Source organism: Sphingomonas cavernae (genome assembly GCF_003590775.1).
GTDB classification, from domain to species: domain Bacteria; phylum Pseudomonadota; class Alphaproteobacteria; order Sphingomonadales; family Sphingomonadaceae; genus Sphingobium_A; species Sphingobium_A cavernae.
Genome location: NZ_QYUM01000004.1, coordinates 492,805 through 519,056 on the forward strand (window position 1 = coordinate 492,805; position 26,252 = coordinate 519,056).

Sequence of the window (26,252 nt, forward strand, 5' to 3'; positions counted from 1 at the left end):
AGGCCGGTCCCCTGATTATAGGATGAAGTTCGGACGGGTGGCTCGGTGGCCGCGCTTTTTCGATTGGTGACCCGAACGTGCGACGTCTCTGCCGTTTCGCGAAAAATAGAGCGCCAATGCGCGGCAGCGCCAACTTCGTCCTAGAATGCTCCAGGATAGTTCAGGGAGATACCATGTCGCTCAACGCCTATCGCCGTGCGCAGTCGATTGCAGAGACCCCCCGCGCAACCGAGTATCGGCTCATGAGCCAGATCACCGGCGAGATGATCGACGCACGCGATGCCGGGCTAGCCGGCGCCGCGCTGATGCCGGCGCTGCATCGCAATCGCGAGGTCTGGAGCGCCTTCTCGGCACTGTGCGGCACACCGGGCAATGCGCTTCCCGATGAACTGCGCGCGCGGATCATCTCTCTCGCGCTTTGGGTCGAACGTTACACTAGCGAAGTAATCACGGGTCGTGATTCCATTGAGGATCTTATTTTGATCAACCGCGCCATCATTGACGGCCTTGCAAGAGAAAACATTGCGAACTGATCGCAACAATGCAGGTTTACGTAATTTCTTTTGCAATATTGATGAAAATTTTTTCAGTAATGCCAGAGAGTTGTCTTAACATGACGGCGTGACGTCAAATCGGCGCGCAAATCCTCTCTTTTACAAATTTTGACATTCAGCTAGCGACCGCCCTCGACACGTCTTGGGGCCATCGACAAACCGGAATGCAGGAGTTCAGTCCACCTCGGCACGTCGCCAGATCTGCGACGCCGGATGCCGGACATATCCCAGTTCTCTTCCTGGCGATCGCGCTCGCCTGTTGCGTGGTCGTTCTGGCGGGTTGGGCACTTCGCCATCCCGAGATCGCCGGATTTGGCAATCGCGGCTATCCCATGCAGCCGGCGACCGCCACCGCGGTCGCGCTCACGGCGTTCGGCCTGATAGCGGCGATGGTCGGAAGGGCCATGCTCACCGTTGCCATTCTGTTGGCGCCATGCGCAATTGCCGCGACTGCGCTCGCCCAGAATGTCGCTGGCATTTCGACGCATATCGATGCCTGGGCATTTGGCGACGTCCTGTCGCGCACGACCGGTCTTGCTCCGGCTCGCCCAGGCACGATGCCCGCGGTAGCCGTACTGCTGCTTGCGCTTGGCATTCTTATTTCACTGGGCGCTCGACGTCACCATGGTCAGCTCGTCGTACTGATCGCCAGCCTTGCGCTCGGCATCGCGGTCATTGCGGGGGCTTCGGTGCCTCTCGGGCTGGACGCGCCTGCGAGTTGGGAGCGACACGCAACCATGTCACTTCCCACCGCGACCTCGGTCGGGGCGCTAGCAATGGCGCTGATAATCTGGCGCCGTTATTTCGGATGGCCGGGCCTGCAGTCAACGCATGGTCTGGAGGGGCGTACGCTTCGCACCATTTTTGCACTTTGCGTGCTTGCGCCCGTTGCCTTTGCGTTGGCGCGACTATGGGCGTTGCAGAATACAACCATGCCTCTCAACATGGCCGAGATCATCCACGCCAGCGCGCAGATCACGGTTTCGGCGGCCATCCTGATCTGGGCATGGTCGCGTATTGCACGCGAGCATGTTGCGCGGTGGGAAGTCACGCGGGCGCTTGATTCGGCGCCGATCGTCCTCACGGACATCAGTGGTGCAATCGTGCATTGGTCGGAAGGGTGTCAGCGGCTCTACGGATGGACGGCGGCGGAAGTGGTCGGCCAGCGCAAACATGCGTTGACGGGCGCCCACACGACCGACCTTTGGACCACGATGATCCAGTGCCTCGAGGCGGGTGTGCCGTGGGAGGAGGAAATCACGGAATCCGCGCGCGACGGTACGACGCTCCACATATTGGAGCAGGCGCGTCTCGTACAAGCGCGAGACGACAGCGCGCCGGTGGTGGTCTTGTCGATGACCGATGTCACCGCGCGCAAGCGTACCGAAGAGGCGCTACGCGTCAGCGATGCACGCCTTGCGCTGGCCGTTGAGGCACTGGAAATCGGCATTTTCGAATGGGACGTTTCCAACGACTGCTTGCGCCTGTCCGGCGAGGCGGAGAGGTTGCTTGGCGCGGCGCCCTCCGAGGCGGGATTTGAACACTGGCGCGAACAGATCCGGCAAAATTTCGATCGCGAGATTTTCCCCGGCGAGGACGAGGTGATCGCGCACCGCTTGCCGCGCTTCACCTTTCGCTTGCGCTCGAAAGCCAGCGAAGGACGTGTGCAGACGATAGAGGGGTGGGCGCGCTGCATCTATCATGACGACGGCCGGCTCGCACGCATGATCGGTATCATATTCGATGCCACCGAACGTGAGGAGCGCCAGGAGGCCCTTAAGGCGCGCGAAGCCGAATTGCGCTCGATCCTCGAAACCGTGCCGGACGCGATGGTAACAATGGACGAGGCAGGCAACATCCGGTCTTTCAGTGCCACAGCCGAAGCACTCTTCGGCTACCGCGCGGACGAAGTGCTCGGCAGCAACATCGTGATGCTTATGCCCCAACGCTATCGCCGGCAGCATGAAAGCGCATTGGTGCGCTATCTCGACAGCGGTGAACCCCATCTGATCGGCCGCACCCGTACGATGACCGCGCTGCACCGCAATGGCACCGAGATCCCGGTCGAGCTTGCTGTGGGCGAGGCGCATAACGGGCGCGAACGCCTCTTCATCGGTTTCGTGCGCAATATCGGCGAGCATCTCGCCGCGCAGACGCGGCTCGGTGAGCTGCGCGACCAGTTGCTTCACGTCTCGCGGCTGAGCGCGATGGGCGAAATGGCCGCAGGCCTCGCACATGAGCTCAATCAACCGCTTGCAGCCACCACCAATTTTCTCGGCGCGGCGGAAATGCTGCTTGCCGAAGACGAGGCGCGGCGCGAGCATGTTCGCGATCTTGTCCAGCTAGCTTCCGGGCAAGTGTTGCGCGCGGGTCATATCATTCGGCGCGTCCGCAACTTCGTTGCAAAGGGCGAAGTTGAAATCGGCGTCGAGCCGCTGCAGGAAATCGTGGCCGACGCAGTTCACCTCGTCCTTGCCGGCGCACAGCAACAAAAGGTCGAAATCCGCCGCGACCTCGACCCTGCGCATCCGCTGATTCTCGCTGACCGGGTGCAGGTGCAGCAGGTGCTCGTCAACGTCGTCCGCAACGCGCTTGAAGCGCTGGGCGAAAGCAGCAAGGGACGGGCAGAAATCGTGGTTGCCTCCCGCGGTGGCCCGGAAGGCATGGTGACTGTTACCGTCAGCGACAACGGCCCGGGCATTTCGCCCGACATATTGGAACGGCCATTCGAGCCGTTCGTCTCCACCAAGGCCTATGGCATGGGCGTCGGGCTGTCGATCTGCCGGCGTATCATCGAATCCCATGGCGGCAGCTTCGCCGCCCAAAACAAGGCCGACGGCGGCGCGGTGATCAGCCTCACCCTGCCCGCCGTCACGCAGACGGAACTCGCGACAGGATGACGACAAGAAATCTCTACATCGTCGACGATGACGATATCGTGCGCTCTTCGTTGCAGAGCCTCATGTCGGTGATGCCGGATATGGCGATCCGCGGTTTTCGTTCGGGAGACGCATTCCTCGCCGCCGCGGACGCTCTCGCACCCGGGTGCCTGCTGCTCGACCTGCATATGCCCGGCACCTCGGGGATAGATGTGCTCAAGGCGATCGGCGTCCATCAATCAAGGTTTGTCGCGATTGTCCTCACTGGTCAGGGCGACGTGTCGCTGGCGGTGCTCGCAATGAAGGCCGGGGCAATCGACTTCATCGAGAAACCCTGCGACCATCTGGCGCTCATCCAGGCAATTGACCTCGCTTTTGCGCGTCAGGCGCATTCGAGCCTGGAGGTGGCGCGCGTCGAAGCTGCCGCGGCAAAGCTCGCCCTGCTGTCATCGCGCGAGCGCGACGTGCTGCGCGGGCTTATCGATGGGCGCTCGAACAAGGCGATCGCCTATGATCTCGATATCAGTCCGCGCACGGTAGAGATCTACCGTGCCAAGGTGATGGAAAAGCTCGAAGTCCGGAGCCTTTCCGAAGCGCTTGGCATCGCCTTCGCCGGTGGCTGGTTTCCGGCGGGTTAAACCGACACCATCTGCGCGCGCCACCGCTTGAGCAGTGCTACCACTCGCTCGGTTTCGCTGTCCCGAAGCACGATCGCGCAGCGCGGATCGTCTATGTCAGGGTGCGGCTTGCAGACGAACAGGATCACGCCGTTACACCAGCCCCGCTGACGGATGGCGACGACGCGTTCGGACGGAGGCAGCCGCGGGGCGCCGGTATCGGTGATCAGCGTCGCCGACTCGCGCATCCCCGCATCCAGCGCCGCATCGTCGAAATTGTCGACGATCATCATGATCTCGCCCGCCAGCCCGAGGCGTGCCGACCAAATGCTGCGCAGCGCTCGATCCGCGATCGCGAGCACCACGATCTCTTCATCAAGGCTAGGCTTCACAGGGCACTCCGGGGCGATCTCGCGTGACGATTAACGGGGACGAATTGGTCCGGTGGCGGCAGCAAAGGACGCGATGGCAACCCACCGCGCACGATCCGCCGATCGCCAGCGATCAGATTTCGATCGCCAGGTCCAGATAGCCATAATGGGTGTCCCCCGTTGCCGGAGCGTTGGGCGCTTCGGTCAGGAAACGGCCCTTGGCAAGCCAGGCCGCCCCCGTGTCGACGCGGAGCAGGTCTGGAATGATCCAGTAGCGCACGCGCCCCTCGACCTGATGACCCGCGAAGCGGCCGGTATCGCCGTTCCTGTCGCGTACGCCGGTCGACGAGAAGCTATCGGTCGCCTCATCCAGCCAAAGCGCGCGGTACATCAACGATGCGTCGAGACGCTTGTCGGGCTTCACGTCGAGCCGGACGCCGGGCGACGAAAGATTGGCCCGACCGACCGGACCGTACAGGCTGGTCGGTCCAAACTCGAAGCGGCGCGCACCAAAGAGATTGTCGAAGCGATTGAAGGTCCGCGCCGACGGGCCATCGCCGCTCGCCTCGTCGAAATGAACCGAAATGCGTGGCTTCAGCGGGCCATCGAACGTCTTGCCGATCTCGGCGTGGAGGAAATAGGCCGAAACATCGAGGTCGGTCAGGTCGGTGGTCGCGGTGCTGCTCCGCGTCTCGCCGAACTGATAGGCACCTTCCAGATCATAGTCGAAAGCGCCGTTGGCGGGCTTGCGGGACAAGCGAATGCCCGGCGTGAACAGCCGGCGGTTGCGCGTCTGGCGCGAACCGGAATCACGCTCGAACAGGCGATAGCCATAGATTTCGAGCGTCCCTTTGCCGAACACCCCCGCCTTGGTGAGGCTGCCACCGAAGAGCTGCAGATCGGTGGTTTCCTGGTCCCATTCGACACGGTCGTGGCGGATGCCGTCGGCATCTTCGGGCAGGCGGATCTGCGGCATGGACCACAGCAACACCAGCCGATCACCCGCTTTGCTGTTCCAGTCGAGATAGGCGCCTGTGTACGCGTTGGTGGTGTTGCGGAACGACTGCCGCGCGACGAGCCGGCGCGAACCGATATCGAGCGTGAAGCGCCCCGCCTTCGCGGTCGCCCTGGAACCGTCGCCCAGATCGTCGAGATCGAGGCCGACATAGGCCTGGACGAGCTCCATGGCGTTGACCTCGCTCGTTCCGGCCGAAGAATTCGTCTTCTGGAAATAGGTGCGTGCGTCCCACAGTTCGCCGCCGAACCGAACCGGCCCGGTGTCATACTCCGCGAATACCGTGGTTTTCAGCGACAGCATGAAATCATCCTGCGCGATATTCGGCCGAAACTGGCCGTCAATTGCCTCGATGCGCGATCGCAGGCTTGCCTTCAGCGTCAGCCCTTCGGGGGAACCCACCGCTTCAAGCAACGGGTTGTCCTTGGCGTGGGCCGTCCCGGCGGCAAGCGCGAATGTCGATCCGTGCACCAGTGCGGCGATGAGAAAGCGTCGTATCGCGGGCTTGGCGCAAAGGGCATTCGACAGGGCGCCACGCCGGCCGGTCTCAATTGACATGGGTACAGATCTCCAGGGTGTGAGCCCTCCTTATAGAAAGGCGTGGCGCGACGCTGCGTTATTTACGCAATTCTTACCATGTGCGGCCGTTGCGCATCGTTTTGGCGGCAGGACGATCGGCCGCCCCCACGATACGTCGCTCTTCTCCTATAATTAATCAGGCTGCGGGCGCTGGCGCGGAGCCCGAAAACGACTGCATAGAAAGCCTGAAATGATCGAACAGACTGTAAATACAGCTTTTATTCGGCGCAGGAAGGTTGCCGTTGGTACGGTCCAGGCCCCGCCGGATCGCTCCGTTGTTTGAGACACGCTGTGACCACCGTTCAGCGCCGATCTTTGTGAAATCTTCGGGGACACAGGAATCCGCCTGACCCGGCACATTATTCTCAATTATGAAGGAACCCGAGATGCAAAATGCTCTCCAGAACTGGCGGCTGCCTCGAAAGATGCTGATCGCCTTCACGCTCATCGCGATATTCGTCGCCGCGCTTGGCGGAAGCGCCATCATCGCCAACAAGCGCCTCAGTGAAATCAGTGACGATCACGTCAAGAACAGCCTTGCCGCCGCTTCGACGCTTTCCGACGTTCGCGGTTTCGTCCGTGAATATCGCATTCTCGTCTATTCGGTGGTGACCGCGCGCAGCGAGAAAGAGCTCGCGGAGCTCAACGGCCGCCTCGCCAAGAACCACGAGAATATCGACGAGGCGGTCGAGGCGTACGAGAAATTCTCCGATGAAAGCCTCGACGGCCAGATCGAGGATTTCGGCACCAAGGTCGCCACGCTCAAGGAGGTCAACCAGCGCATTTTCGACCTTAAGGGCCAGAACCAGCCCGATCAGGCGATGGAGGTGCTCAAGACTGATGGCAAGGCCGCATCGCACGCGGCGATCAAGGCGACCAACAAGTTGATGGAGGACACCATCAAGATCGCCGAGCAGAAGGGTGCCGACGGCAACAGCTTCGCCAACAACGCGCTGATGTTCATGTCGGTGATGATGGCGCTCACCATCGGCCTGCTCGCGCTGGTCTGGAATGTGCTCAACCGCACGGTCTCGCGTCCGCTGGGCGAACTGACGACTGTCACATCCACGCTCGCCGAAGGCCGCGAGGCGATGGTGCCGCACCGCGATCGCGCAGACGAACTCGGCGAGATCGCCAAGGCGGTCGAGCTCTTCCGCCTCGCCGCGGTCGCGCGTCAGGAAGCCGACCGCAAGCTTGCAGAAGAACAACAGCTTGTCACGACAACGCTCGGCGACAGCCTGGCCTCGCTGGCGCAAGGCGACCTGACCGTCGAGGTAAAGGCCGAGTTCCCCACCGGCGTTGCAAGCCTGAAGACCAACTTCAACGACGCGGTCGAACGGTTGCGCGAGATGATCGGCGCGGTTTCGGAAAGCGCAACGGGAATTCGCACGGGGTCGCAGGAAATCGCACAGGCATCCGAGGATCTGGCGCGCCGGACCGAGGGCAATGCCGCGAGCCTCGAGGAAACCTCGGCTGCACTCGTCCAGATAGACGATCGCCTGAAGGCGACCGCAGTCGCCGCGGGCCGCACCGTCGGACGCGCCGACCAGGCGATCGCCACCGTCAGCGGCGGCCGCTCGATCGCGGACGAGGCGGTGCAGGCGATGGAGCGCGTGCGTGAAAGCGCAACGGGCATCGATTCTGTCATCGAAGGCCTCGACAAGATCGCCTTCCAGACGCGCGTTCTTGCAATGAACGCTGCGGTCGAGGCTGGCCGTGCCGGCGATGCGGGCCGCGGTTTCGCGGTCGTCGCTGATCTCGTTTCGGCGCTCGCGATGCGCTCGGAAGAGGAAGCCAAGCGCGCACGCGAGCAGCTCACCGCCACGCAGACCGATATCGTGATGGCCGTTGGCGCGGTGCAGAAGGTCGATGGCGCACTGGCCGACATCTCGGGCGACGTCAGCGAGGTTCACACGCTGCTCGGCAGCATGGCTGCAGACAACCAGGCGCAGTCGTCCGCGATCAGCCAGATCAGCGTCGCGATCAGCACCATGGACCAGTCGACGCAGCAGAACGCCGCGATGGTCGAGGAAACCTCCGCTGCCGCGCGCAACCTGACAAGCGAGGTCACCTCGCTTGCCGAACAGGCGGCGCTGTTCAAGGTCGACAATGAGAGGCGGCCAGTCGCCCGCAAGCCCGCAGCCGCATCCGCGGTCAAGACCGGCGGCGGCGCCACGTCCAAGCCCTATGTCTCGCCCGTCAAGGCGCTCCCGGTCTCGGCGATGGCCAAGGCAAACGGCGCGTCGAACGGCCATGGCAGCAAGGAGGACTGGTCGGACTTCTAAACGCCGATCACAAGCGACCATGGCGCTCCCACGCTATGGCCCGGCCTTGAAAGGCGTCCGGCGATGATCGCCGGACGCCTTTTTTGGTGCTATTGCGGAAATTTACGGTCGCCCCAACAACCCCGCGGATGGCAGGTAACGGCCCAAGGACGGCCGTTCAAAGTGTGCCACTCGCAGCCCCAAAGCGGACGTGCGGTGCGAACTACTCCAACCGTGTGACCGGAGGAGGCGCCCACTCACCTTTTTTAACGATGTCCTTGGGAACGTACGCGCGGAAGGTGAGCGAAAACGGCTTGCCATCGGGCGTGGGCAGCCAATTGGACTCGGCGATACCAACAACCGGCTTCGGCCCCATTGCTATCTTCAGCGCCCCATCCGGTTCGGCCTGCAGTGGCGAATAGCTGTTGAAGTTATAACGCTTGAGGTCGTTGGGAACGACCCGGTAATCCGGCACACCCACCAATATCACCGACCAATAGGCGTTGACGACGGCGCTTGGCAGATCGTCCTGCGGGAAATGGATGACGTAGTCGTTCGATCCATCCAGCGTGACGCCCTCGGCATCCTGCGTGGCGACGATATAGACAACCTCGCTCAACTGGTTTGTCCATATTCCGGCATAGTTTGCCGCTGCACGCCCCCAGAAGTTGACGCCGAAGTTCCCCCCGGCGTTGGCGACCAGCCAGTGGTTCCTGTAAGGCGAAGCCTTGGTGAAGGTGTATTCAAGAAACTCCGGGATTGCCTTCTTGCGGATGAGTTTGTCGACGCGGTCGAAGGCCTCTTGCGACGATGCCACATAAGCTGTGACGGCGCGCACCTGCTGCTGCATCTCCGCTGCGTTGGGCGCCACATCTTGGGCGCTGCTGAACCGCGCATCGATGTCCTGAAAAATGTCCGCACCCGGCAGGTCCGCATTTCCGAAGGGTTTGACGAACGGAGGCGGCAGAATGACGGGATTGCCGAGCGGCGTGGCTTTGAAGGATTTTTGCAGCGTCACGGCTCCGTCAGGATCGCCCTTCAGTTCCACGCGCCCCAGCAGCTTCGCCTTGCGGGAATGCAACTCTATGCGGGTGGCGTCAGCGGGAAGGCTTCCCTGAAACCCGGGAGCCACGAGAGCGAACTTGCCAAAGGGCTTGGAAGGAAACTTCCGTTCATTGATGTTGGCAATGACTTCGGCCCACTCATCGAGAATTTGAGCGGTGTAGTAGCGTCCAGTGATTTCCGGCACGTCGAGTATCACCGGCGTACGCTCATCGACTGCGAACCATGCTTCCAGATAGGCCACGTCGAAATTGGGATTGGCAAAGTCCGCAGTGCCAAGCGGGTTGTATGTGATCTTGTTGTATTCGAAACCCTCACCCTCCCGGTCGACACGCTCCTGACGGATCACAAGCAAGCGGGCGAGCAGATAAACATACGCGTTGGTAATCGTTTCATCGTCGGGCATGGCCGTTGCGAGTGAGTCCAATGGCACGATCGTTCTCCGCTATAGGCCCACACGTCATTCTGCTTGGGCAAGGAAGCTCCCAGCTTACCCAAACCAGATTTCGGCAAAATCGGGGATTACCCTTAGGCGATGACCAGCGTGACGCCTCGGAACGTCCGCTCCGCGATACGGTCAAACCAAAACAGGACAGTCCGGACTCCACGACATTCCAGACATCGCGGGGGGGGCAAAAGCTGCCACCAAAAGTGGACCGTCCGGACACGACGGTGGGTTCAACGGGTCAGCGCAACACTTCAATCTTGAGGAAAGATGGAGTGGGAGCGATGAAACAGCGACGGCGGATTTACTACTCGGCGGAACAGCGGGCCGAAATCTGGGATCGCTGGCGGCGCGGTGAGTCGATGAGTTCGATCGGACGGCGGTTCGAGCGGGAGTCTTCGTCGATCTTCTCGGTGCTGTCGCCATCCGGCGGCATCCGTCCACCGGAACGAAAACGCCCCAGCCAGGCGTTGCGACTGAGCGAGCGCGAGGAGATTTCCAGAGGGCTCGGAGTAGGCTTGTCGCTGCGGACCATTGCTATCCGGCTTGGTCGAGCGCCCTCGACCATCAGCCGGGAGGTCGGCCGCAACGGGGGCACGGAATGCTACCGGGCCGTGGCATCGGATCAGGCGGCATGGGATCGTGCGCGACGCCCGAAGCCATGCAAGCTGGCTTGCCATGCCTCCCTGCGCCGAACAGTATCAGCCAAACTGTGCCGCAAGTGGTCGCCAGAGCAGATCGCGGGCTGGCTCAAACGCAGATTTCCGGACGAAGAGCAGCATCGCGTGTCACATGAGACGATCTACAAAAGCCTGTTCATTCAGGCCCGTGGCGTTCTGAAGAAGGAGCTTATCGAACATCTCAGGGCCAAGCGCACCATCCGGCGGTCTCGACATGCCAGCCTGAAGCGAGACGGGCTGGGTCAGGTGAAGAACGCCATATCGATAAGCGAGCGCCCCGCGTCTGTCGAAGATCGCGCAGTTCCGGGGCACTGGGAAGGCGACCTGCTGGCCGGATCATGCAACAGCTACATCGCTACGCTCGTCGAGCGCCAGTCGCGCTATGTGATCCTCGTCAAGGTCGCGAACAAGGATACCAACAGCGTCGTCTCAGCCCTGATCAAGCAGGCGCGCAAATTGCCGCGCGAACTCTATCAGTCGCTGACCTGGGACCGTGGCAAGGAGCTTGCAGACCATCAGCGCTTCACGCTGGCAACCGACGTCGATGTGTATTTCTGCGATCCGAGGAGCCCTTGGCAGCGAGGCACCAATGAAAACACCAACCGCCTGCTACGCCAGTATCTCCCAAAGGGCATCGACTTATCCGCCTTCAGCCAGCTTCAGCTAAGCGCCATCGCGCGCCAGCTCAACGAACGACCGAGAAAGACATTGCTCTTTCAGACCCCGGCTGAGAAGTTCGAGGAGTGTGTTGCGCTGACCCGTTGAACCCACCACCAATTGCGGCCGTAAGATCCTCCCCAAGCTCTGCTTGGGGAGGGGGACCATGCGCAGCATGGTGGAGGGGCAGGTAGCGGCACCGAGCAAGTCTCCCGCCCCTCCACCGCGCTGCGCGAGTTTAGGAATGAGCATGCCGCCAGCATGCCCATTCCTAAACTCCCCCTCCCCGAGACAAGCTCGGGGAGGAATTGAAACGCCGCTTGCCACCGCGTTGCCGACATTTGCCTCGGCAATAATACCGCCTCTTATGAAACTCAGATGGAGCCCGCCTGGCGGCATCGCGGCAACCAGCACCGTGACAACAAACAGTCCCGACTCACCGACTACCCAGCGACGCACACAAAAAAGCCCGCGGCGCCATCGCACCGCGGGCCCTTTTGGGAAGGCGTCGGGAAACCTCAGTGCCTGAGCGGCGATCTCGCGCCCAGCGCCGTCAGGTCGACGGCGAGGTGCTCGAAACCTTCGGGTGCCGTGGCGGCGAGGCGGGGAAGCTCGCTGAGCGGCTGGTTCGCCTCGGGCAACACCGCCACGGGCGGCGCCATGCGCGCCACCGCAATGTCGACATGAACCTTGCGCGGCTTGTCGCGGAGCATCCCTGCCTTGCGGTATTCGGCCATCATCGCGAACCTGGGATCGCTTCCCGCCAGCTCGGCGATCGTCTTCGCAGCACGCTTGGTGATCTGACGCACGCGTTCCTTGGTGACGCCCGCATCGTCCATGGTCGCTTCGCCGACGCCCATGCCGAACAGACGGTGCGCCACGATGTCGCGGTTGCGCGTCAGCCGCTCTTCGAGCTTTTCGAGTTCCTCGGGCTCAATGCCGTGCGTCCTGGAACGCAGCATTGCCCCGCCCTCTCCGGCCCGCGCGAGTTCCCGCTTTTTCGGCCGTGCACGGCGACGAAGCTGGTCGATCGCGGTCGTGCGCAAATGATCGACATAGCTGTCGACCAGCGACGCCGTGGCAGCTTCAGCCAGATAATCCGAAGCCGCAGATTCGGTGAGGGCGAGCGCATTTTCGTCCTCGATCACCGATTCAAGCGTGGTTTCCTCACCTTCAGCGCCCTGCGCGATCGCATTGAGCGAGACAGTCGTCGCCTCGACCTTCTTTGCGGACGGGCGCTGATCGGCCATCAGCCGGAAGCGCAGGCTCTGCAGCTCGCCGCGGATCTGCCAGTTAACGAAGGTTGTGAACTGCGCCTTTTCGGGCTCATAGGCCTGGATCGCGCGATGGACGGCGATCGCACAGGCCTGCTCGGCATCTTCCCAATGCGCCACCAGTCCATATTGACGAATGAAGTGGCGGATGCGCGGCGCAATCAATTTCAGGATCCGGGCAAATGCCTTGTCGACTTCTGCGCGCTGGCGCGCGGTCGGCCTGGCGTCGCCCTCAGGCGCGCTTGCGATAACTGCGGCAACCGCCGCCTCCAGTGCAATCGTGGTCTTCGACATTGTGCCCTCCCGAGTGGGATGGACAGCGCGCCAATCGCGTGTCCCCCCGGCCCGATCGGTTCTCGCGCAAAAAGGTTAACGACGTGTTATTCCCATATTAATGCTGACCAATATTCCTATAATATAGCGCAAAAATCGCAGAAATACGTTATGCCTTAGGTATAAATACGGAATATAGGAATATTCGGATTAGCCGACCGGCAAGGCCCCGTCGAAGCGCGCAGGACGGATGTTACGGTCCACATAGTCGAGCAGCCACGCACGATGCGCGCCCGTGGCGCTGCCCGCACTCGCGATTCGCTGGCCGGCGCTGACGCTACCAATCTGCGCGGAAAGCAGCGTCCGCGCGCGCGCAGAGTCGAGGCCTCCCTTGAGGAACTTCACGGCATCCCCGATTCCGAGGTGGTGGCCAAGATAGGCGGCCTGGGCGGTGCTCTCGACATCCCCCTCTATCCTGACGCCCTTGCGTTCGAGCGTGTCGAGGTTGGCGCGCGCATAATCGGCAATTGCCTGAATCGACGCATGAGGGTCGTAGCGCAACGCGAGCAGTTCGGCGCGCGCCTCGCCAGCCACCTTGCCCCGTGCGTTGAGCCAGCCCTTCTGGCGAGCCAGCGTGTTGAGCCAGCTTCCCTCGCGCTCGGCCTCACTCTTCCAGGTACCGCTCAGAAACTGGCCAAGACCGGCGGCGCTCGATCGCGGATTGCGCGAATAGGCGAGCCATCGCCCGCCTGGTCCCTTTGCCGCTTCGGCATGAACGATCGCAGCGAGCGCCGCGGCGGGTATTGCGGTGCGGTCGGCGGCCGCCATCAATGTCGCACGATATTGGGCATTGGGACCGAGCCCCATTGCCTCGGCAGCCTCGACTGGTGCACGCGACCGCTCGCCGCGCTCATCACTTGTCTCACGGCGGTCGGGCGCTGTTGCAGCCTGCGCAATCGCCGGCTGCGGGGGGCGCGGCAGAACGACGGGTTTGGCATGATCGTTGGCAAGCGTTGCCAACAGCGCTTCAAGATTAAGCTCGGAAGCGCGCGGCATGGATGTTGGCTGTCCTTCTACGCCACGCTCGCCCGTCCCAAGCGCCGCCTGCCACAGGCGGCTTGAGAGTTCGGATCGCGCCTGCGCGTAGATCAGCTCGGCACGTTGCTGCGCGCCGAGCTGCGACGGATCGATCCGCCCGATCATCGGAGCTGTGCGCGTCGCGCGGCCTGCCGGCCCTGCACAAAACTGGTCGCCGTAAAATCGTCTATGCCCGCCTGCTCGGCATTGGCGCGCGTACGCTCCGCGTCCTCACGAAAGCCGTCGGCGGCCGATTCCGTCGCCTTGAACGCGCCATAAGCGCTGACTGCGCGATTGCGCAGTTGCGCCAACCGCGCATCGACCACTGATTGGTCCGCCGCGAGCCGGGCGCGCTCGGCGCGCATCCGCGCGACATAGGCATGGGACGAAAACTGGATATCGTCCGCGGCGATCGCGGTCTCGCGCTCAATCGCCGCGTTCACGACAGTGCGCGAATTCTCGATCTGGATCAATTGATTGACCTGGACGTTGATCGCCACGCGCACGTCGTCGATCTCCGACTGCTGGATGCGCATCGCACCGTCATAGGGCGTCTTCATGCGTGTCCTCCAATATCGCAGCGAGCGTGGCAAAGCCTTCGGCCGCGTAGCCGCGCTCGTTCTTGCCCTGCTTGAGCAACGTTTCGATCTGCGGCGCGAGGTCGACCGCACGGTCGACCTCCGCGTTGGATCCCGCCTTGTACGCGCCCAGCCGCACCATCTCTTCCATGTCACTATAGGTCGAGAGCACCCGGCGCGCTGCAAGCCGGACCAGATTTTCTTCCTCGCTGTGCGCGTGCGGCAGCGTGCGAGAAACCGATTTGAGGATGTCGATGGCGGGATAGCGGCCGCGCTCGGCGATCCGCCGCGTGATGACAATATGGCCGTCCAGAATGCCGCGCACCGCGTCGGCGACGGGCTCGTTATGGTCGTCGCCATCGACGAGGACGGTGAACAGCCCGGTGATGGCGCCCTGCCCGGGCAATCCCGGCCCCGCACGTTCAAGCAGACGAGGCAGTTCGGCGAAGACCGTGGGCGTGTAGCCCTTGGTCGCTGGCGGCTCGCCGCTCGCAAGTCCGATCTCACGCTGCGCCATGGCGAAGCGTGTGACCGAGTCCATCAGGCACAATACGTTCAGGCCCTGATCGCGGAAATGCTCGGCCACCGCGAGCGTGGTCCACGCCGCCTGACGCCGCATCAGCGCGGGCTCGTCCGAGGTCGCGACAACCACGACGCTGCGTGCCAGTCCCTCGGGGCCGAGATCGTCCTCGACGAATTCCTGAACCTCACGGCCGCGCTCACCGATAAGCCCGATCACCGCCACGTCACATTCGGTCCAGCGTGCGAGCATCGACAGCAGCACCGACTTCCCAACGCCCGAACCCGCGAACAGGCCGAGCCGCTGCCCGCGGCATAGCGGCGCAAAGATGTCGAGCGCGCGCACGCCGGTCTCGACCTTGGCGCCCACGCGTGCGCGTGCCGAAGCCTGGGGCGGCATACCCTTGATTGGCCGCTGCTCGGCGCCGAACAACAGCGGGCCCTTCCCGTCTACCGGACGGCCAAGACCATCTATCATGCGCCCGAGCCACGCCGAGGACGGACGCAGCGAGAGCTGACCCGCAGCCAGATCCGCACGCGCGCCCGAGGCAATGCCCTGTGGGTCGCTGAAAGGGAGGCAATGCGCGATGCTGCGATCAAGTCCGGTCACCTCGGCATCGACCACGCCACCGGGGGATGCGATGCTGACCCGCGAGCCGATCTGAGCCGCGCCGACAAGCCCTTCGACCTCGATCAACGCGCCACGCACCGCAACCACGCGGCCATAGCGCCGATCGGGCGAAAGCGCGCGCAAACCTGCCGCGGCGGAAGCCAGTGTGAGCATCAGCGCAGCCTTATTCGGCCGCGACGGGGGTGCGCGCCACCGCTTCAGCTTCATAATTGATCAGCCAGCGGCAATCAGCGAGCGCGCGATAGAATTGCGAGGCCGCAACCTTTTGTGCGAATTCGATGCAGACCGCCTTTGCCTCGGGCGCCTGCAGCGCACCCATCAATTCGCCGACACGTGCAATGATGGCATTCTGATGCCGTCCGATATCCTCGTGATCGATATAGGCCATCATGCACGCGAAATAGAGCCGTCGGGCGGGCGTATCGGCCTCTTCGGGGCTCATCACATCGCGGCCGCGGAGGATTGCGGCATTGTTTTCGACGCGCAACTGCGTGCGACCCGTGGCGCGAAGCACCGCGCCGTTCACGATTACCTTCTCTCCATCACGAAGCGAAATGCGGAGCGTCATCTGATCCCCCTTGGGTTGTTTCCCATATTATAGGAGGAGGACTGGGAAGCTGCGTTTCGACTAGGAAAATTTTGCCTATATTTGGTCGGCTTCCCCACCATCCTACAATGCATCTGGACCAGGACGCAGTGCGCCGGTCACCACGCATGGGAGAAGTTTGTGAGCCTTTATTCCGCTCTTTATGCCGGCGTCTCGGGCCTGAGTGCCCAGGCCAGCGCGATGGCGACTGTCGCCGACAACATCACCAACGTGAACACCGTAGGATATAAGGGCGTGTCGGCCGAGTTCCGCACGCTCGTGACCGACGGCCGCGTACGCAGCAGCTATTCGGCGGGCGGCGTCACCGCCGCGCCGCAGGCGATGATTTCCAAACAGGGTCTGCTCCAGGCTTCGAGCAGCCTCACCGATATCGGCATCGATGGCGCGGGTTTCTTCGTCGTCCGTTCGAGCTCGGATCCGAACAGCGAGGTCGCCTTCACGCGCGCGGGTTCGTTCAAGACCGATTCCGCAGGCTATCTGCGCAACACCAGCGGCTATTATCTTCAGGGCTGGCCGCTCGACGCGCAAGGCAATTACGTCAACACCGGCAATCTCAACGCGCTCGAGCCGATCCGTCCCGGCGCGCTGACGGGTGCGGCGCTGCCGACAACCGGGATCGAACTGCGGGCCAACCTGCAGTCAACGACCGCGCCGATCGCGGGCCCCTATGTCGCGGGCCAGATGGCGTCAGGCGCGGTCACGCCGCAATTCTCGCGCTCGGTCGACGTCTATGACGCGCAGGGCAATGCGCACCGCGTCACCTTCGGCTTCGTCAAGACCGCCGCCAATCAATGGGTCGGTGAGGCCTATGCCGTGCCCGCAGGCGACGTGACCGCGCCGGGCGGCGTTCTCGTCAGCGGAACGATCGCGTTCAATGGCGACGGCAGCCTCAACATGGCCGGCTCCACGGCGGCGCTGTTCGGCAGCATCACGCCCATCTGGACCAACGGCGCAGGCTCCGGCCCGATCCAACTTTCGCTCGGCACCAATGGCGGCCTCAATGGCCTGACCCAGTTTAGCGGTGAATCCGCGCTGCTCTCCTCCAATGTCGACGGCGGCATGCTCGGCACCGTCGCATCGGTCGAGATCTCCGAAGAAGGGATTGTGAGCGCGATCTTCGAGGACGGCACCGCGCGCGCGATCTATCAGCTTCCGCTCGCTACCTTCCAGAATCCCGATGGCCTGACGCGCCTCGGCGGCAACGCTTACGCGATGTCGCAGGATTCCGGCAACGTCGCGATCAATGAGCCCAATTCACTCGGCTCGGGCGCGATCGCAGCGGGCACGCTGGAGGCTTCCAACGTCGATCTGGCGCAGGAGTTCACCAACATGATCCGCTTCCAGCGCGCCTACAGCTCGTCGTCGAAGATCATCACCACGGTCGACGAGATGCTTCAGGAAGTCAGCAACCTGAAACGCTGATCGCTTTCCCGCCCTCCCGACATTCGCCATTCAAGGGATATAGTCCGTGTCATTGAACGAGATCCTCGGTTCCGCCATGTCCGGCCTCGCCGCGTCGCAGGCGGGGATGCGGTCCGTATCCAACAATATCGCGAATGTCGGCACCGCCGGTTACGCCCGCGAGCGCGTGTCGCTCAGCACCGGCGTGACCAGCGGGCGGGTCAGCGGCGTGGTGATCGGCGAGCCCGAACGCGTCGCCGACAAGTTCCTTGAAAGCGCGGTCTATCGCCGCGCAGGCGATATCGGGCGATCCGAGGCTGCGGCGTCCTATATGGACCGGTTGCAGTCGCTGCTGGGCGCACCGGGCGCGGAATCGGGATTGGCCGCGCGGCTCAGCGCGATCACGACCTCGGCCAGCGAGATGACCGGGCTCCAGGGTTCGGCGCAGGCCGTCGCGCGGTTTACGGGCAATGTGCAAGACACGATCGGCCAGTTGAACCAGCTCGACCGCGACGTCTCCGGGCTGCGCGCCGACATCGAGACCGAGCTCGGATATACGCTCGAACGCGCCAATGTCCTGCTCCGCCAGGTTCACGACCTGAACGACGAGGTTGCGCGTCTCGACGGGCTTGGCCGAAGTTCGGCGGGCGCCGCCGACCGGCGCATGATCGCGCTCGAGGAATTGAGCGGCCTGATGAAGGTCAATATCCGCGAACAGGCCGATGGTCGCGTCACCATCGACACCGCCTCAGGCCAGGTACTGCTCGACCGCCGCTTGCGCCAGTTGAGCTATCCCGGCGGATCGGGCGCGTCGCAACCCACCTATCCGCCGGTCGACATCCGCTTCGCCGACGCAAACGGCAATATCGGCGCAGCGACCGGAGAGAAGATCGATTCCGCGGCCGTAGGGGGCAAGCTGGGCGGCCTGATCGACCTGCGCGATCGCGCGCTTCCTGAATTTTCGGAGAAACTGGGCGTGCTCTTCACCGGCCTCGCAGAATCGCTGAACGCGGTCTCGAACGCGGGCACCACCCTGCCCCCGCCAGCGTCGCTCGTCGGCCGCGAAAGCGGCCTGATCGGCACCGACCGTCTCGGCTTTACGGGCGCAGCCACGTTTGCCGTTCTGGGTAATGACGGCACTCTGATCGCCAGGACGACGGTCGATTTCACCGCCTTGGGTGCGGGAGCCACGGTCGACGATGCGATCACCGCAATCAACGCGGGCCTTGGCCCCAATGCGACCGCCTCAATAGTGGGCGGCAGGCTGTCCATCTCGGCGACCGCAGCCAACACAGGCGTGGCTATCGCACAGGACGCGGCCAATCCCAGCAACCGTGCAGGGCTGGGTTTTTCGCAGTTCTTTGGTCTGAATGACATCATCCGCAGCGATTCAAGCGCGCTTGTGCCTTCGGGCCTGATCGCATCCGACCCGCACGGCTTCGGCGCGGGCGAGACCGCGGAGATCGTGTTGCGTGATTCTTCCGGGCGCACGCTCACGAGCTACACGCTCACGGGTTCGGTCGGCCCGAGCTATGGCGATCTCGTCACCGAACTCAACACCAGCCCTCTTGGCGCGTTCGGCAGCTTTGCGATCGATGGCCGAGGCCGCATCCAGTTCCAGTCGACCGTCGCCGCCACGGGCGCGACGGTCTCCGTCCCCTCGGATTCGACAAACCGTTTCGGCACGGGCCGCTCCTTCTCCACGCTGTCGGGACTGAGCGGTGACTCAAGCGGGCTTTCGAACGCCGAGGTCCGGCCTGACATTCTCGCCAGCACCACACGACTGCCGCTTGCGCGGCTCCAGCTCGGCGCCGCGATCGGCGAAAAAGCGATCGGCGCGGGCGATGTCACCGGCGCAACTGCCTTTGTCGACCAGCTCGCCAGGGCCGTCGATCTGGGCAAGGACGGTGTCGTCACCGTCGAGCGCTTCTCGAGCCTGTTGCTGGGCCGCGCGGGCACACAGGCCGCACAGGCGCAAAGCGCCTTTGAGGACGCTGCGGCGCGCATGGATGATGCGGTCAACCGCCGCGACAGCTTCGCCGGGGTCAATGTCGACGAGGAACTCGCGCAAATGGTCGTGCTGCAGAACAGCTATTCGGCGGCGGCGCGCGTCATGACCACCGCCAGCGAGATGTACGACACGCTGATCGCGATGCTGAAATAAGGGAGTAAAACCATGACCCGCGTAGCCACCATTCCGCTTCAGCGAACGCTGTCGGGCGCCATCCAGCGTTCGCAACAGGGCCTTGCCGCCAGCCAGATCCAGCTCAACACGGGCAAGAAGGCGCATGACTATGCGGGGCTCGGCACCGATGCCGTGCGCACGCTTTCGGCGCGCGCGATGCTCGCCCAGCAACAGGCGCACCAGTCGGTCGCGAGCCGCGTGGGCACGACGCTGGATCTCTATGCCTCGCATATCAACCAGGTCGAGAAGAGCACGATGGACCTGCGCGAGCAGCTTCTGACGGCAGTCGGCACCAAGCAGGGCCCCGGACTGCAAGAAGCGATCGAAGCCGCGTTCAACGATTTCCGCAACGCGATGAATGCCTCAGAAGGTGGTCTGCCGCTCTTTGCCGGCGCCCAGACCAATTCGACGCCGCTCGTGCCCGGCGTGCTGGCCGACACGATCGGCCTCAATCCCGCCAATGCCTATGCCAATGATCAGTCGCGTCTCTCGGCGCGCGTTGGCGACGGGATCGATGTCGAGTTCGGTATCGTCGCAAGCGATCTCGGCCCCAATTTCATCCGCGCCTTCCGTACGCTCGCCGAAGCGGGCCCGATCGGCGAAGTCCCGACGGGGGCGCAAATGATCGCACTGTCCCAGGCGGTCACCGAATTCGATGACGCGCTGGTCGATCTGCGCTCGGTCAACGGTGAGCTTGGCCGCAAGCAGAACCAGATCGAAACGCTGGGCACGCGTGCGGAAGACCGCGCGATCCTTCTTGAGGAGGTGATCGGCAAGGTTGAAAATGCCGATCTCGGCCAGGTCGCGATCGACCTCGCCCAGCGCAAATCGACGCTCGAGGCGTCCTATTCGGTGTTTGCCCAACTCTCCGGGCTTTCGCTGGCGAACTTCCTGAACTGATCCCCATAGCTCAGGTTGCCGGCCGGGGCGCTCCGCACCATGCGGGGCGCCCTTTTCCGGTGCAGTAAAATCGCACTGAGTACCCCGGCGAAGGCCGGGGTCCAGGAGTCCCGAGCACCGAAGCCTGCCACTTCTGGACCCCGGCCTGCGCCGGGGTACGCGGCCTGCCATACCGCAGCGGTCGGAACGTCAAACACCGGTGCAGTCGCGAGACAGACCTCTGTCCTACACGAAATGTTCCTGTCATGTTCTCCGCAGGGCCGCATCAGCGCGGCGACCGCGGAGGCCGAATCAACATGCGCGTTTGTGCGAAGTTTGCGAAGTTAAGCGGGCGCTCACCCGCGCTTGGGCGGCGCGGCTTCGGGGCCTGCTTCGATCAGTTCGGCGAGGTCGCCAGCCGGGCTGACGCTCGGAATCGACGTCATGGCGCGCGTTACCGCAGCGGGATCAACCGTTCCCACCGCCGCGGTGAGCATGTCGAACACCGGTGCGGTGGAAAGTCCGGCGAACGATGCGCCATATCGCACGCGCATATCCGCCAGCGCATCCTCGCGACCGAGCATCGCAAGCGAGATCGCGTAACGCAGCACCACCGCCTGATCGACGTCGCTGATGCGGCCGTTTGCCGCGGGGAGTTGCGCCTCGCTCTCGATGGCAAGGCCCGCCCAGTCGCGGTTCTTCCACAGAATCTCGGCGCGCAACACGGACGCGCCGGGCACGTCCTGAAGGACGGCAAAGGCTTCCTCCACCTTGCCGATCTGGCTGAGCGCAACCGCCTCTACGCGCTTGCGCGCATTGATCATGTCGTCGGGATAGGCATTGCCAGCGGTCTTGCGCAGCGCGGAGAGCGCACGATCAGGACGTCCGGCAAGAATGTGCAGAGAAGCAACCCTAGCGGAGAGCGGCCCCTGCGCAAGATCGCGGGCGCGCACGAAGAGCTGATGCTCGAGCAGGTCGGCCGCCCGACCATAAAGCCCGGCAATCTGGAGCCGCTCGGCAAGCTGGTTGACCAGAAAATCACCCGCCGCCCCGCTTGGCGCGAGGTCGCGATAGTCCCAATAGAGTCCCGCAGCCTGATCGAGCGGCAGCTTGCTTGCGGGATCGAGCGCGGCAGAGAGCCGCGCCTGGAGTCCCGCGACAAAATCGGGTCCCTGGCGACCCGGCTCGAAGAAGCGGAACAGCGTCGCGCCCGCGCCCAGCGCGCCGCGCAGATCGCCTGCTTCAGCGCTCATCCGATAGCTGAGCTGGAGCGCGCGTTCCTCGATATGGTCGCCGCGCCAGACATAGCGCAGCTTGTCCAGCTCCTTGAGCGCCGCGGCGGGCCTGATCGAGCCATTGGCGACCTTCGCTTCGATCTGGCTCAACCGGGCGTCCATCCGCTCTGCCATCGTGCCGCTCTGCTCCACGCGGGCGAAACGCAATCGCGCTTCCGCCGGCTGTCCCAGTGCGAGACTTACCCGGCCGCGATAGAGATTCGCGGCGGAATCACGATCGGGAAGCTGCGCCAGCCATCGCGATGCCAGTTCGGGCTTTCCGGTTTCCACGGCCGCGCGCGCCATGCCGATGATGAAGCGCCTGCGATCGGCACCCTTGCGCGCATTGATCGCTGGAAGCGCGCAATTGACATGCGCCATCGCCTGTTCACCGAAACCCGTCTGCGCCAGGGTGAGCACGCGCCAGGCGCAGGCCTCCGCATTGTTGACGAGGCCGGGCCCGGACAATTCGGCAAAGCCATCGGCCGGACGCCCCATCAGCGTCAGTGCCGCGCCGCGCGCCAGCCGGAAGGCGTCGACCATCATCAGGTCGGGATCGTCCTGCTGCATCACTTCAAGCACGCCCCAGGCCTCGGGGCCACGACCGCGCCCGACCAGGCTGCGCACATAGTTCCACCGCGCTCGCTGACGATGCACGCCCTTCGCCTTCGACAGCAGCTTCCACGCAGCTTCGTCGGGGATGACGCGCCACACAGACGGCATCGCCGCTTCCGGCTGTTGGGCGAGCGCGGCGGCGAAGCCGGGCAACCGCACCGGCGCGGGCGCGGCGGGCGCCGCATTCGCAGCAGGCATCGCCGGATTGATGGTCTGCGCAATTGACGCAGGTGGATTTGGAGCGGCGGACGCAGCGACAGCAGCGACGCCGGCAAGCAGCAACGCGGTCTTCATCAGAGCGGCGCCTTGAACAGCCCGAGCGCGGCAATCAGCGTGCCGCCAAGGCCGCAGCCGACAACGAAGAGCATCGCGAGCACCCATGACGAGACGGTTTTCGGCGCGTCGGGTCGGATCGCCATCTGCGGCGTCTGCGCGGCGCGCGAAACCTCGCTCTCGATTTCCTGCACGTCGGGGTCGCCTCTGCGCCTTAGGGGCGATTCGGCCGTCTGGCCCGAATTAAATACGCGGACCCTTCCGGGTCGCTGGTCGCGGCTCATTCTGGGTGCACCCCGCTAACGTGATCTTCATCCTATTATAGGAAGAAAAGGTCCGACGCGGCGGTTCTCCTGGAGAATCGCGCGGACAGTGCAGGATTCGGAGACACGTAATGCGTAGCAAAATGATCGCCGCGGCAACCGCGTTGTCGGTACTGGCGATGAGTCCTTCGGCGGGTGCCGCCGATCCAAGCGGCGTTGCCGCCGACACGCCGCATTTCGTGCCGCTCGACCGGATAACCACTCCGATTTTCGGGGCCAGCCGGATCGAGGGAGAACTCGACCTCGCGGTCGTGCTCGAAGCCAGCGGTTCTGCCTCGGCCGCGGCGATGCGGGCACGGATACCCGAGATGCGCGCTGCCTCGCTGGCCGCCACGCTCGAATTTTCCCGGCTTCACGCGTCGGGTTTCGCGCCGGTAAACGCCGAACAACTGAGCGCGGATCTCACTGCGGCGCTGAAGCCCGTTCATCCCGGACTGACCCGGGTGCTGATCGTGAAGGTCTCTGCCCTGCCCGACTGATCGTCGCGTGCATGAGCGCCCGCCGTCCCTTGAAACGGCGGGCTTTTTCGCGCCTTGTTATCGCGCCGGCTTCCGCGCGCCGTCGGCTCTGGATGCCTTGGATGTCCTGGAGGGCTTCTCCTCCCCGACATCCCTTTCTTTAGTCGCCTGTCGTCGCGACGGCTCTGCTGCTGGACGTGCAGCAATCTGCACTGGCTTCACCACCTTCTTGCCCGCCAGCGCCATGCTGAGCTGCACGGCCGCCCCTGCGCTCATGTTGGACATGATCAGCGCGGTGGAACGTTCGCGCATCCGCCGAGCAACCTCGGTCTGGACGTCAAGATCGAGTCGTTCGAAGATAAGCGCCGCCTTGGCAGGCTTCATCGTCTGATAGATGCGCGCGAGTTCGTCATAGGGCTCGAATTGGGGCGCTGCGTCTGCGCCGGCTGAACCGGCCGGCCGCGGGGGCTCGGACTGGCGCGCCTGCATGTCGGCCTTCAATCTTTCCTCGCTCGCGCGCGCCGCCTGCTCGCGCAGTTCGAGCGCGCGCTTCTGCTGGACCAGCGCCTGGTCGCGCTCGCGAACGCTCTGCTGGATCGACGTACCAAGCCGGGTGGCCGGCACCTGCTCGGCGGGCGCTGCGACCGCAACCGCGTTGGCGATTGCCGATAATCCGGCGACCCCTGCCGTCAGCATCAGCAGCGACGGTCGCCCCAGCTTCCGCAGCATATCGGGCGCCGCAGGGACGAGCTTGTCGAGGCCGCCAAACAGCGGCTGTGGGGTCGCGGTCATTACGCCGCATCCATGCCGGCCACGACCCGCGCGGCCCTGGCGTTACGCTTGCGCTGCGCAGGCTTTACGGAGGCCCTGGCATTTGCCTCGGCCTGCTGTTCCTCCTTCATTCGCTCACCCGCATTGGCGGCGGCGTCCATGATCCGTTCGGCGACGGCGTTGCCGATTCCCACCATCACCGACAGCTCGTCGCGCAGCGATTCTCCCGACGCGATCGTCCGCGTTGTCGCCGCGCCGTCAGTGGCGAGGATCGTTTTCAGTTCGGCGAGAACCGACCGCGCCTGCGCAGTTGCCCGATCGAGCTGCTTGACCGTTTCGCCAAGATCCCCCGATTTGATGGCGTTGAAGCTGCGCATCATCCGCGCGCACTGAATCAGCACCGCAACGCACAGCGCCATGAGGACGAGGTTGGTGAAGGTCGCGAATGTCATTTGGGGAACCCCTTTGAAATGTCGGTTACAAGCCGGATGGCGATATTGTTGCAGCGCTGCCCAATATGGGCGTGGCCCAGTGGCACGCCGCCGCAATGCACCTCGAGCGGGTCGTCGGGGCCACGGTTGAGCGCGATCGTCTGCCCCACTGCCATGCTCATCACGTCATGGACGCGCATGTGCTTCTCGCCGAGCACGACGTCGACCAGCACCTCGGTATTGTGCAGTTCGCATGCCATATGCGTTTCCCATATGCGGTCGCGTCCGAGCTTTTCGCCCATGAAGCGCTGGAGCAGCTTCTCGCGCACCGGTTCGATCGTGGCATAGGGCAGCAGAATGCTGAACTTGCCTCCGCGCCCCTCCATGTCGACGCGGAAGGTGGCAACCGCGGCTATGTTCGTCGGCCCCGCAATCGCGGCGAAGCGCGGGCTGGTCTCGACGCGCTCGAGCTCGATCCCGACCGGCTCGATCGCCTCGAACGCGCCCGCGAAATCGTCGAGAGCGAGCTGCACCATCTTGGACACCAGCATCGTCTCGATCGTGGTGAAGGCGCGCCCGTCGATCGTGAGCGAGCTGTTGCCCTTGCGCCCGCCGAGCAACGCGTCGACCACCGCGTAGATCAGACCTGAATCCACGGTGACGACGCCGAAATTCTCCCACTCGCGGACCTTGAACACGCCGAACATCGCGGGAAGCGGCACGCGGTTCATGAATTCGCCGAAGCGGTGCGACGTAATTTCCTCGAGACTGACGTCGATCGCATCCGACGTCAGGTTGCGCATGCTTGTCGCGAAGGTGCGGATCATCCGCTCGCACACCACCTCCAGCATCGGCAGCCGCTCATGACTGATAACGTTGGATTCAATGACCGCCTTCAATCCGCTTTTCTGCGGCGCGGGCGCGGTGCCGTCGAAGCCGAACAGCGCGTCGATGCCCGCCTGGTCGAAGGTTGCATCCCCGCCCGGCATCAGCATCGGCGGCTCGGGCAGCTCGAAATCCTCGAAATCGTCGCTCATTGCTGAACCAGGTCCTGGATCAGCACGTCGCGGACCACGCCCCCGCCGAGCACCTCCGTCGCGCGCGCCATCATTTCTTCCTTCACGCGAAATACCGCCGCCGATCCATTGAGGTCTTCGGGTCGAAGCTCGCGCAGAAACGGCTGGAGCGCATCGAGGATCACGGGCAGCTTTTCCTTGATCTCTTCGGATTTTCCGGGATCGGTTGCAACGACGATGAAGCGCAGCTTCAGAAACCGCGCCTGACCATCGCTGCTGCGCAGGTTCACGATCAGCGGCGGCACCTCGACATAGGATGCCGATTGCACGCCTGCGCCGGCAGGCTTCTCGCCCTCGTCGCCGCCCATCAGCGCGAAACCCGCGCCCGCACCGCCGAGCAGAACGACCGCGCCGATTGCAGCGACGATGATCATCTTGCGCCTGTTCGGCGCCGGGCCCTCTTCTGCCTTCGCGGGCGCCGTTTCACTGATTGCATTGGTCGACACGCACATCACCCCCTTGAGCCGTCGGCGCGTCCCCATCG

At 63.7% G+C, this 26,252-nt stretch carries 23 protein-coding genes; 9 read left to right on the forward strand and 14 right to left on the reverse strand.

Translation table 11 applies throughout. The features are described 5' to 3' along the window. Positions 1-173 precede the first annotated feature (173 nt). The 3 genes from flaF to D3876_RS17735 all read left to right on the forward strand — a co-directional run bounded on the left by flaF (position 174) and on the right by D3876_RS17735 (position 4,071). Positions 174-533, forward strand: coding sequence for a flagellar biosynthesis regulator FlaF (gene flaF / locus D3876_RS17725; RefSeq protein ID WP_119764763.1), 360 nt, complete (start codon positions 174-176; stop codon positions 531-533). 185 nt (positions 534-718) lie between these two features. Further along, positions 719-3,454, forward strand: a complete 2,736-nt coding sequence (locus D3876_RS17730) for a PAS domain S-box protein (RefSeq protein ID WP_119764765.1) — start codon at positions 719-721, stop codon at positions 3,452-3,454. Then, on the forward strand, positions 3,451-4,071 hold the full coding sequence (locus D3876_RS17735; protein ID WP_119764767.1) for a response regulator transcription factor: 621 nt from the start codon (positions 3,451-3,453) through the stop codon (positions 4,069-4,071). The genes D3876_RS17730 and D3876_RS17735 overlap by 4 nt, the downstream gene beginning before the upstream one ends. On the opposite strand, the gene D3876_RS17740 is transcribed toward D3876_RS17735, so the two are convergent. Then, positions 4,068-4,442 carry a hypothetical protein gene (locus D3876_RS17740; protein ID WP_119764769.1) on the reverse strand — a complete coding sequence of 125 codons (375 nt, stop codon included), beginning with the start codon at positions 4,440-4,442 and terminating at the stop codon, positions 4,068-4,070. The genes D3876_RS17735 and D3876_RS17740 overlap by 4 nt on opposite strands. A gap of 112 nt (positions 4,443-4,554) precedes the next feature. Beyond that, positions 4,555-5,994 (reverse strand): alginate export family protein, encoded by a 1,440-nt coding sequence (locus tag D3876_RS17745; protein WP_119764771.1) that lies wholly within the window; start codon positions 5,992-5,994, stop codon positions 4,555-4,557. Between the two features lie 407 nt (positions 5,995-6,401). Here D3876_RS17745 and D3876_RS17750 point away from each other — a divergent pair, with 407 nt between their 5' ends. Continuing rightward, positions 6,402-8,300, forward strand: a complete 1,899-nt coding sequence (locus D3876_RS17750) for a methyl-accepting chemotaxis protein (RefSeq protein ID WP_238475434.1) — start codon at positions 6,402-6,404, stop codon at positions 8,298-8,300. 202 nt (positions 8,301-8,502) lie between these two features. Here the strand turns inward: D3876_RS17750 and D3876_RS17755 are convergent, their stop codons facing one another. Continuing rightward, positions 8,503-9,747, reverse strand: coding sequence for a DUF1214 domain-containing protein (locus D3876_RS17755; RefSeq protein WP_119764773.1), 1,245 nt, complete (start codon positions 9,745-9,747; stop codon positions 8,503-8,505). A 323-nt stretch (positions 9,748-10,070) separates the two neighbouring features. Between D3876_RS17755 and D3876_RS17760 the strand changes: the two genes are divergently transcribed. Further along, positions 10,071-11,231, forward strand: a complete 1,161-nt coding sequence (locus D3876_RS17760) for an IS30 family transposase (protein ID WP_119760753.1) — start codon at positions 10,071-10,073, stop codon at positions 11,229-11,231. Positions 11,232-11,641: 410 nt separating this feature from the next. Here D3876_RS17760 and D3876_RS17765 read toward each other — a convergent pair whose 3' ends face one another. From D3876_RS17765 to D3876_RS17785, 5 genes are all read right to left on the reverse strand, one after another. Next, entirely contained in the window at positions 11,642-12,691 is a 1,050-nt protein-coding gene (locus D3876_RS17765; RefSeq protein WP_119764775.1) for a sigma-70 family RNA polymerase sigma factor, read from the reverse strand. Positions 12,692-12,880: 189 nt separating this feature from the next. Then, complete coding sequence (locus D3876_RS17770) at positions 12,881-13,873, reverse strand: peptidoglycan-binding protein (protein WP_119764777.1); 993 nt, start codon at positions 13,871-13,873, stop codon at positions 12,881-12,883. Next, entirely contained in the window at positions 13,870-14,307 is a 438-nt protein-coding gene (locus tag D3876_RS17775) for a hypothetical protein (RefSeq protein ID WP_119764779.1), read from the reverse strand. The genes D3876_RS17770 and D3876_RS17775 overlap by 4 nt, the downstream gene beginning before the upstream one ends. Continuing rightward, positions 14,291-15,628: a flagellar protein export ATPase FliI gene (gene fliI, locus D3876_RS17780; protein WP_119765657.1), complete on the reverse strand. Its 1,338-nt coding sequence runs from the start codon at positions 15,626-15,628 to the stop codon at positions 14,291-14,293. The genes D3876_RS17775 and fliI overlap by 17 nt, the downstream gene beginning before the upstream one ends. A 10-nt stretch (positions 15,629-15,638) precedes the next feature. Further along, on the reverse strand, positions 15,639-16,043 hold the full coding sequence (locus D3876_RS17785) for a flagellar biosynthesis repressor FlbT (protein WP_119764781.1): 405 nt from the start codon (positions 16,041-16,043) through the stop codon (positions 15,639-15,641). 159 nt (positions 16,044-16,202) lie between these two features. Here D3876_RS17785 and flgE point away from each other — a divergent pair, with 159 nt between their 5' ends. From flgE to D3876_RS17800, 3 genes are read left to right on the forward strand one after another with little or no spacing between them, the layout of a single operon-like run. Continuing rightward, positions 16,203-17,504, forward strand: a complete 1,302-nt coding sequence (gene flgE / locus D3876_RS17790) for a flagellar hook protein FlgE (RefSeq protein WP_119764783.1) — start codon at positions 16,203-16,205, stop codon at positions 17,502-17,504. Between the two features lie 46 nt (positions 17,505-17,550). Beyond that, entirely contained in the window at positions 17,551-19,647 is a 2,097-nt protein-coding gene (locus D3876_RS17795; RefSeq protein ID WP_182912056.1) for a flagellar hook-associated protein FlgK, read from the forward strand. Positions 19,648-19,659: 12 nt separating this feature from the next. Beyond that, on the forward strand, positions 19,660-20,568 hold the full coding sequence (locus D3876_RS17800; protein WP_182912057.1) for a flagellin: 909 nt from the start codon (positions 19,660-19,662) through the stop codon (positions 20,566-20,568). A gap of 335 nt (positions 20,569-20,903) precedes the next feature. Here the strand turns inward: D3876_RS17800 and D3876_RS17805 are convergent, their stop codons facing one another. Further along, entirely contained in the window at positions 20,904-22,730 is a 1,827-nt protein-coding gene (locus D3876_RS17805; RefSeq protein ID WP_119764785.1) for a hypothetical protein, read from the reverse strand. Then, positions 22,730-22,903, reverse strand: a complete 174-nt coding sequence (locus D3876_RS20530; RefSeq protein ID WP_182912058.1) for a hypothetical protein — start codon at positions 22,901-22,903, stop codon at positions 22,730-22,732. The genes D3876_RS17805 and D3876_RS20530 overlap by 1 nt, the downstream gene beginning before the upstream one ends. Positions 22,904-23,103: 200 nt before the next feature. Here D3876_RS20530 and D3876_RS17810 point away from each other — a divergent pair, with 200 nt between their 5' ends. Further along, on the forward strand, positions 23,104-23,511 hold the full coding sequence (locus D3876_RS17810; protein WP_119764787.1) for a hypothetical protein: 408 nt from the start codon (positions 23,104-23,106) through the stop codon (positions 23,509-23,511). Positions 23,512-23,568: 57 nt separating this feature from the next. On the opposite strand, the gene D3876_RS17815 is transcribed toward D3876_RS17810, so the two are convergent. From D3876_RS17815 to D3876_RS17830, 4 genes are read right to left on the reverse strand one after another with little or no spacing between them, the layout of a single operon-like run. Further along, entirely contained in the window at positions 23,569-24,282 is a 714-nt protein-coding gene (locus D3876_RS17815; protein WP_238475435.1) for a MotE family protein, read from the reverse strand. Then, a complete protein-coding gene (locus tag D3876_RS17820) occupies positions 24,282-24,713 on the reverse strand; it encodes a DUF6468 domain-containing protein (protein ID WP_119764789.1) in 432 nt (143 codons plus the stop codon). Before D3876_RS17820 ends, D3876_RS17815 begins: the two co-directional genes overlap by 1 nt. Then, positions 24,710-25,729, reverse strand: coding sequence for a flagellar motor switch protein FliM (gene fliM, locus D3876_RS17825; protein ID WP_119764791.1), 1,020 nt, complete (start codon positions 25,727-25,729; stop codon positions 24,710-24,712). The genes D3876_RS17820 and fliM overlap by 4 nt, the downstream gene beginning before the upstream one ends. Beyond that, a complete protein-coding gene (locus D3876_RS17830) occupies positions 25,726-26,214 on the reverse strand; it encodes a flagellar basal body-associated FliL family protein (RefSeq protein WP_119765665.1) in 489 nt (162 codons plus the stop codon). Before D3876_RS17830 ends, fliM begins: the two co-directional genes overlap by 4 nt. Between the last annotated feature and the right edge of the window lie 38 nt (positions 26,215-26,252).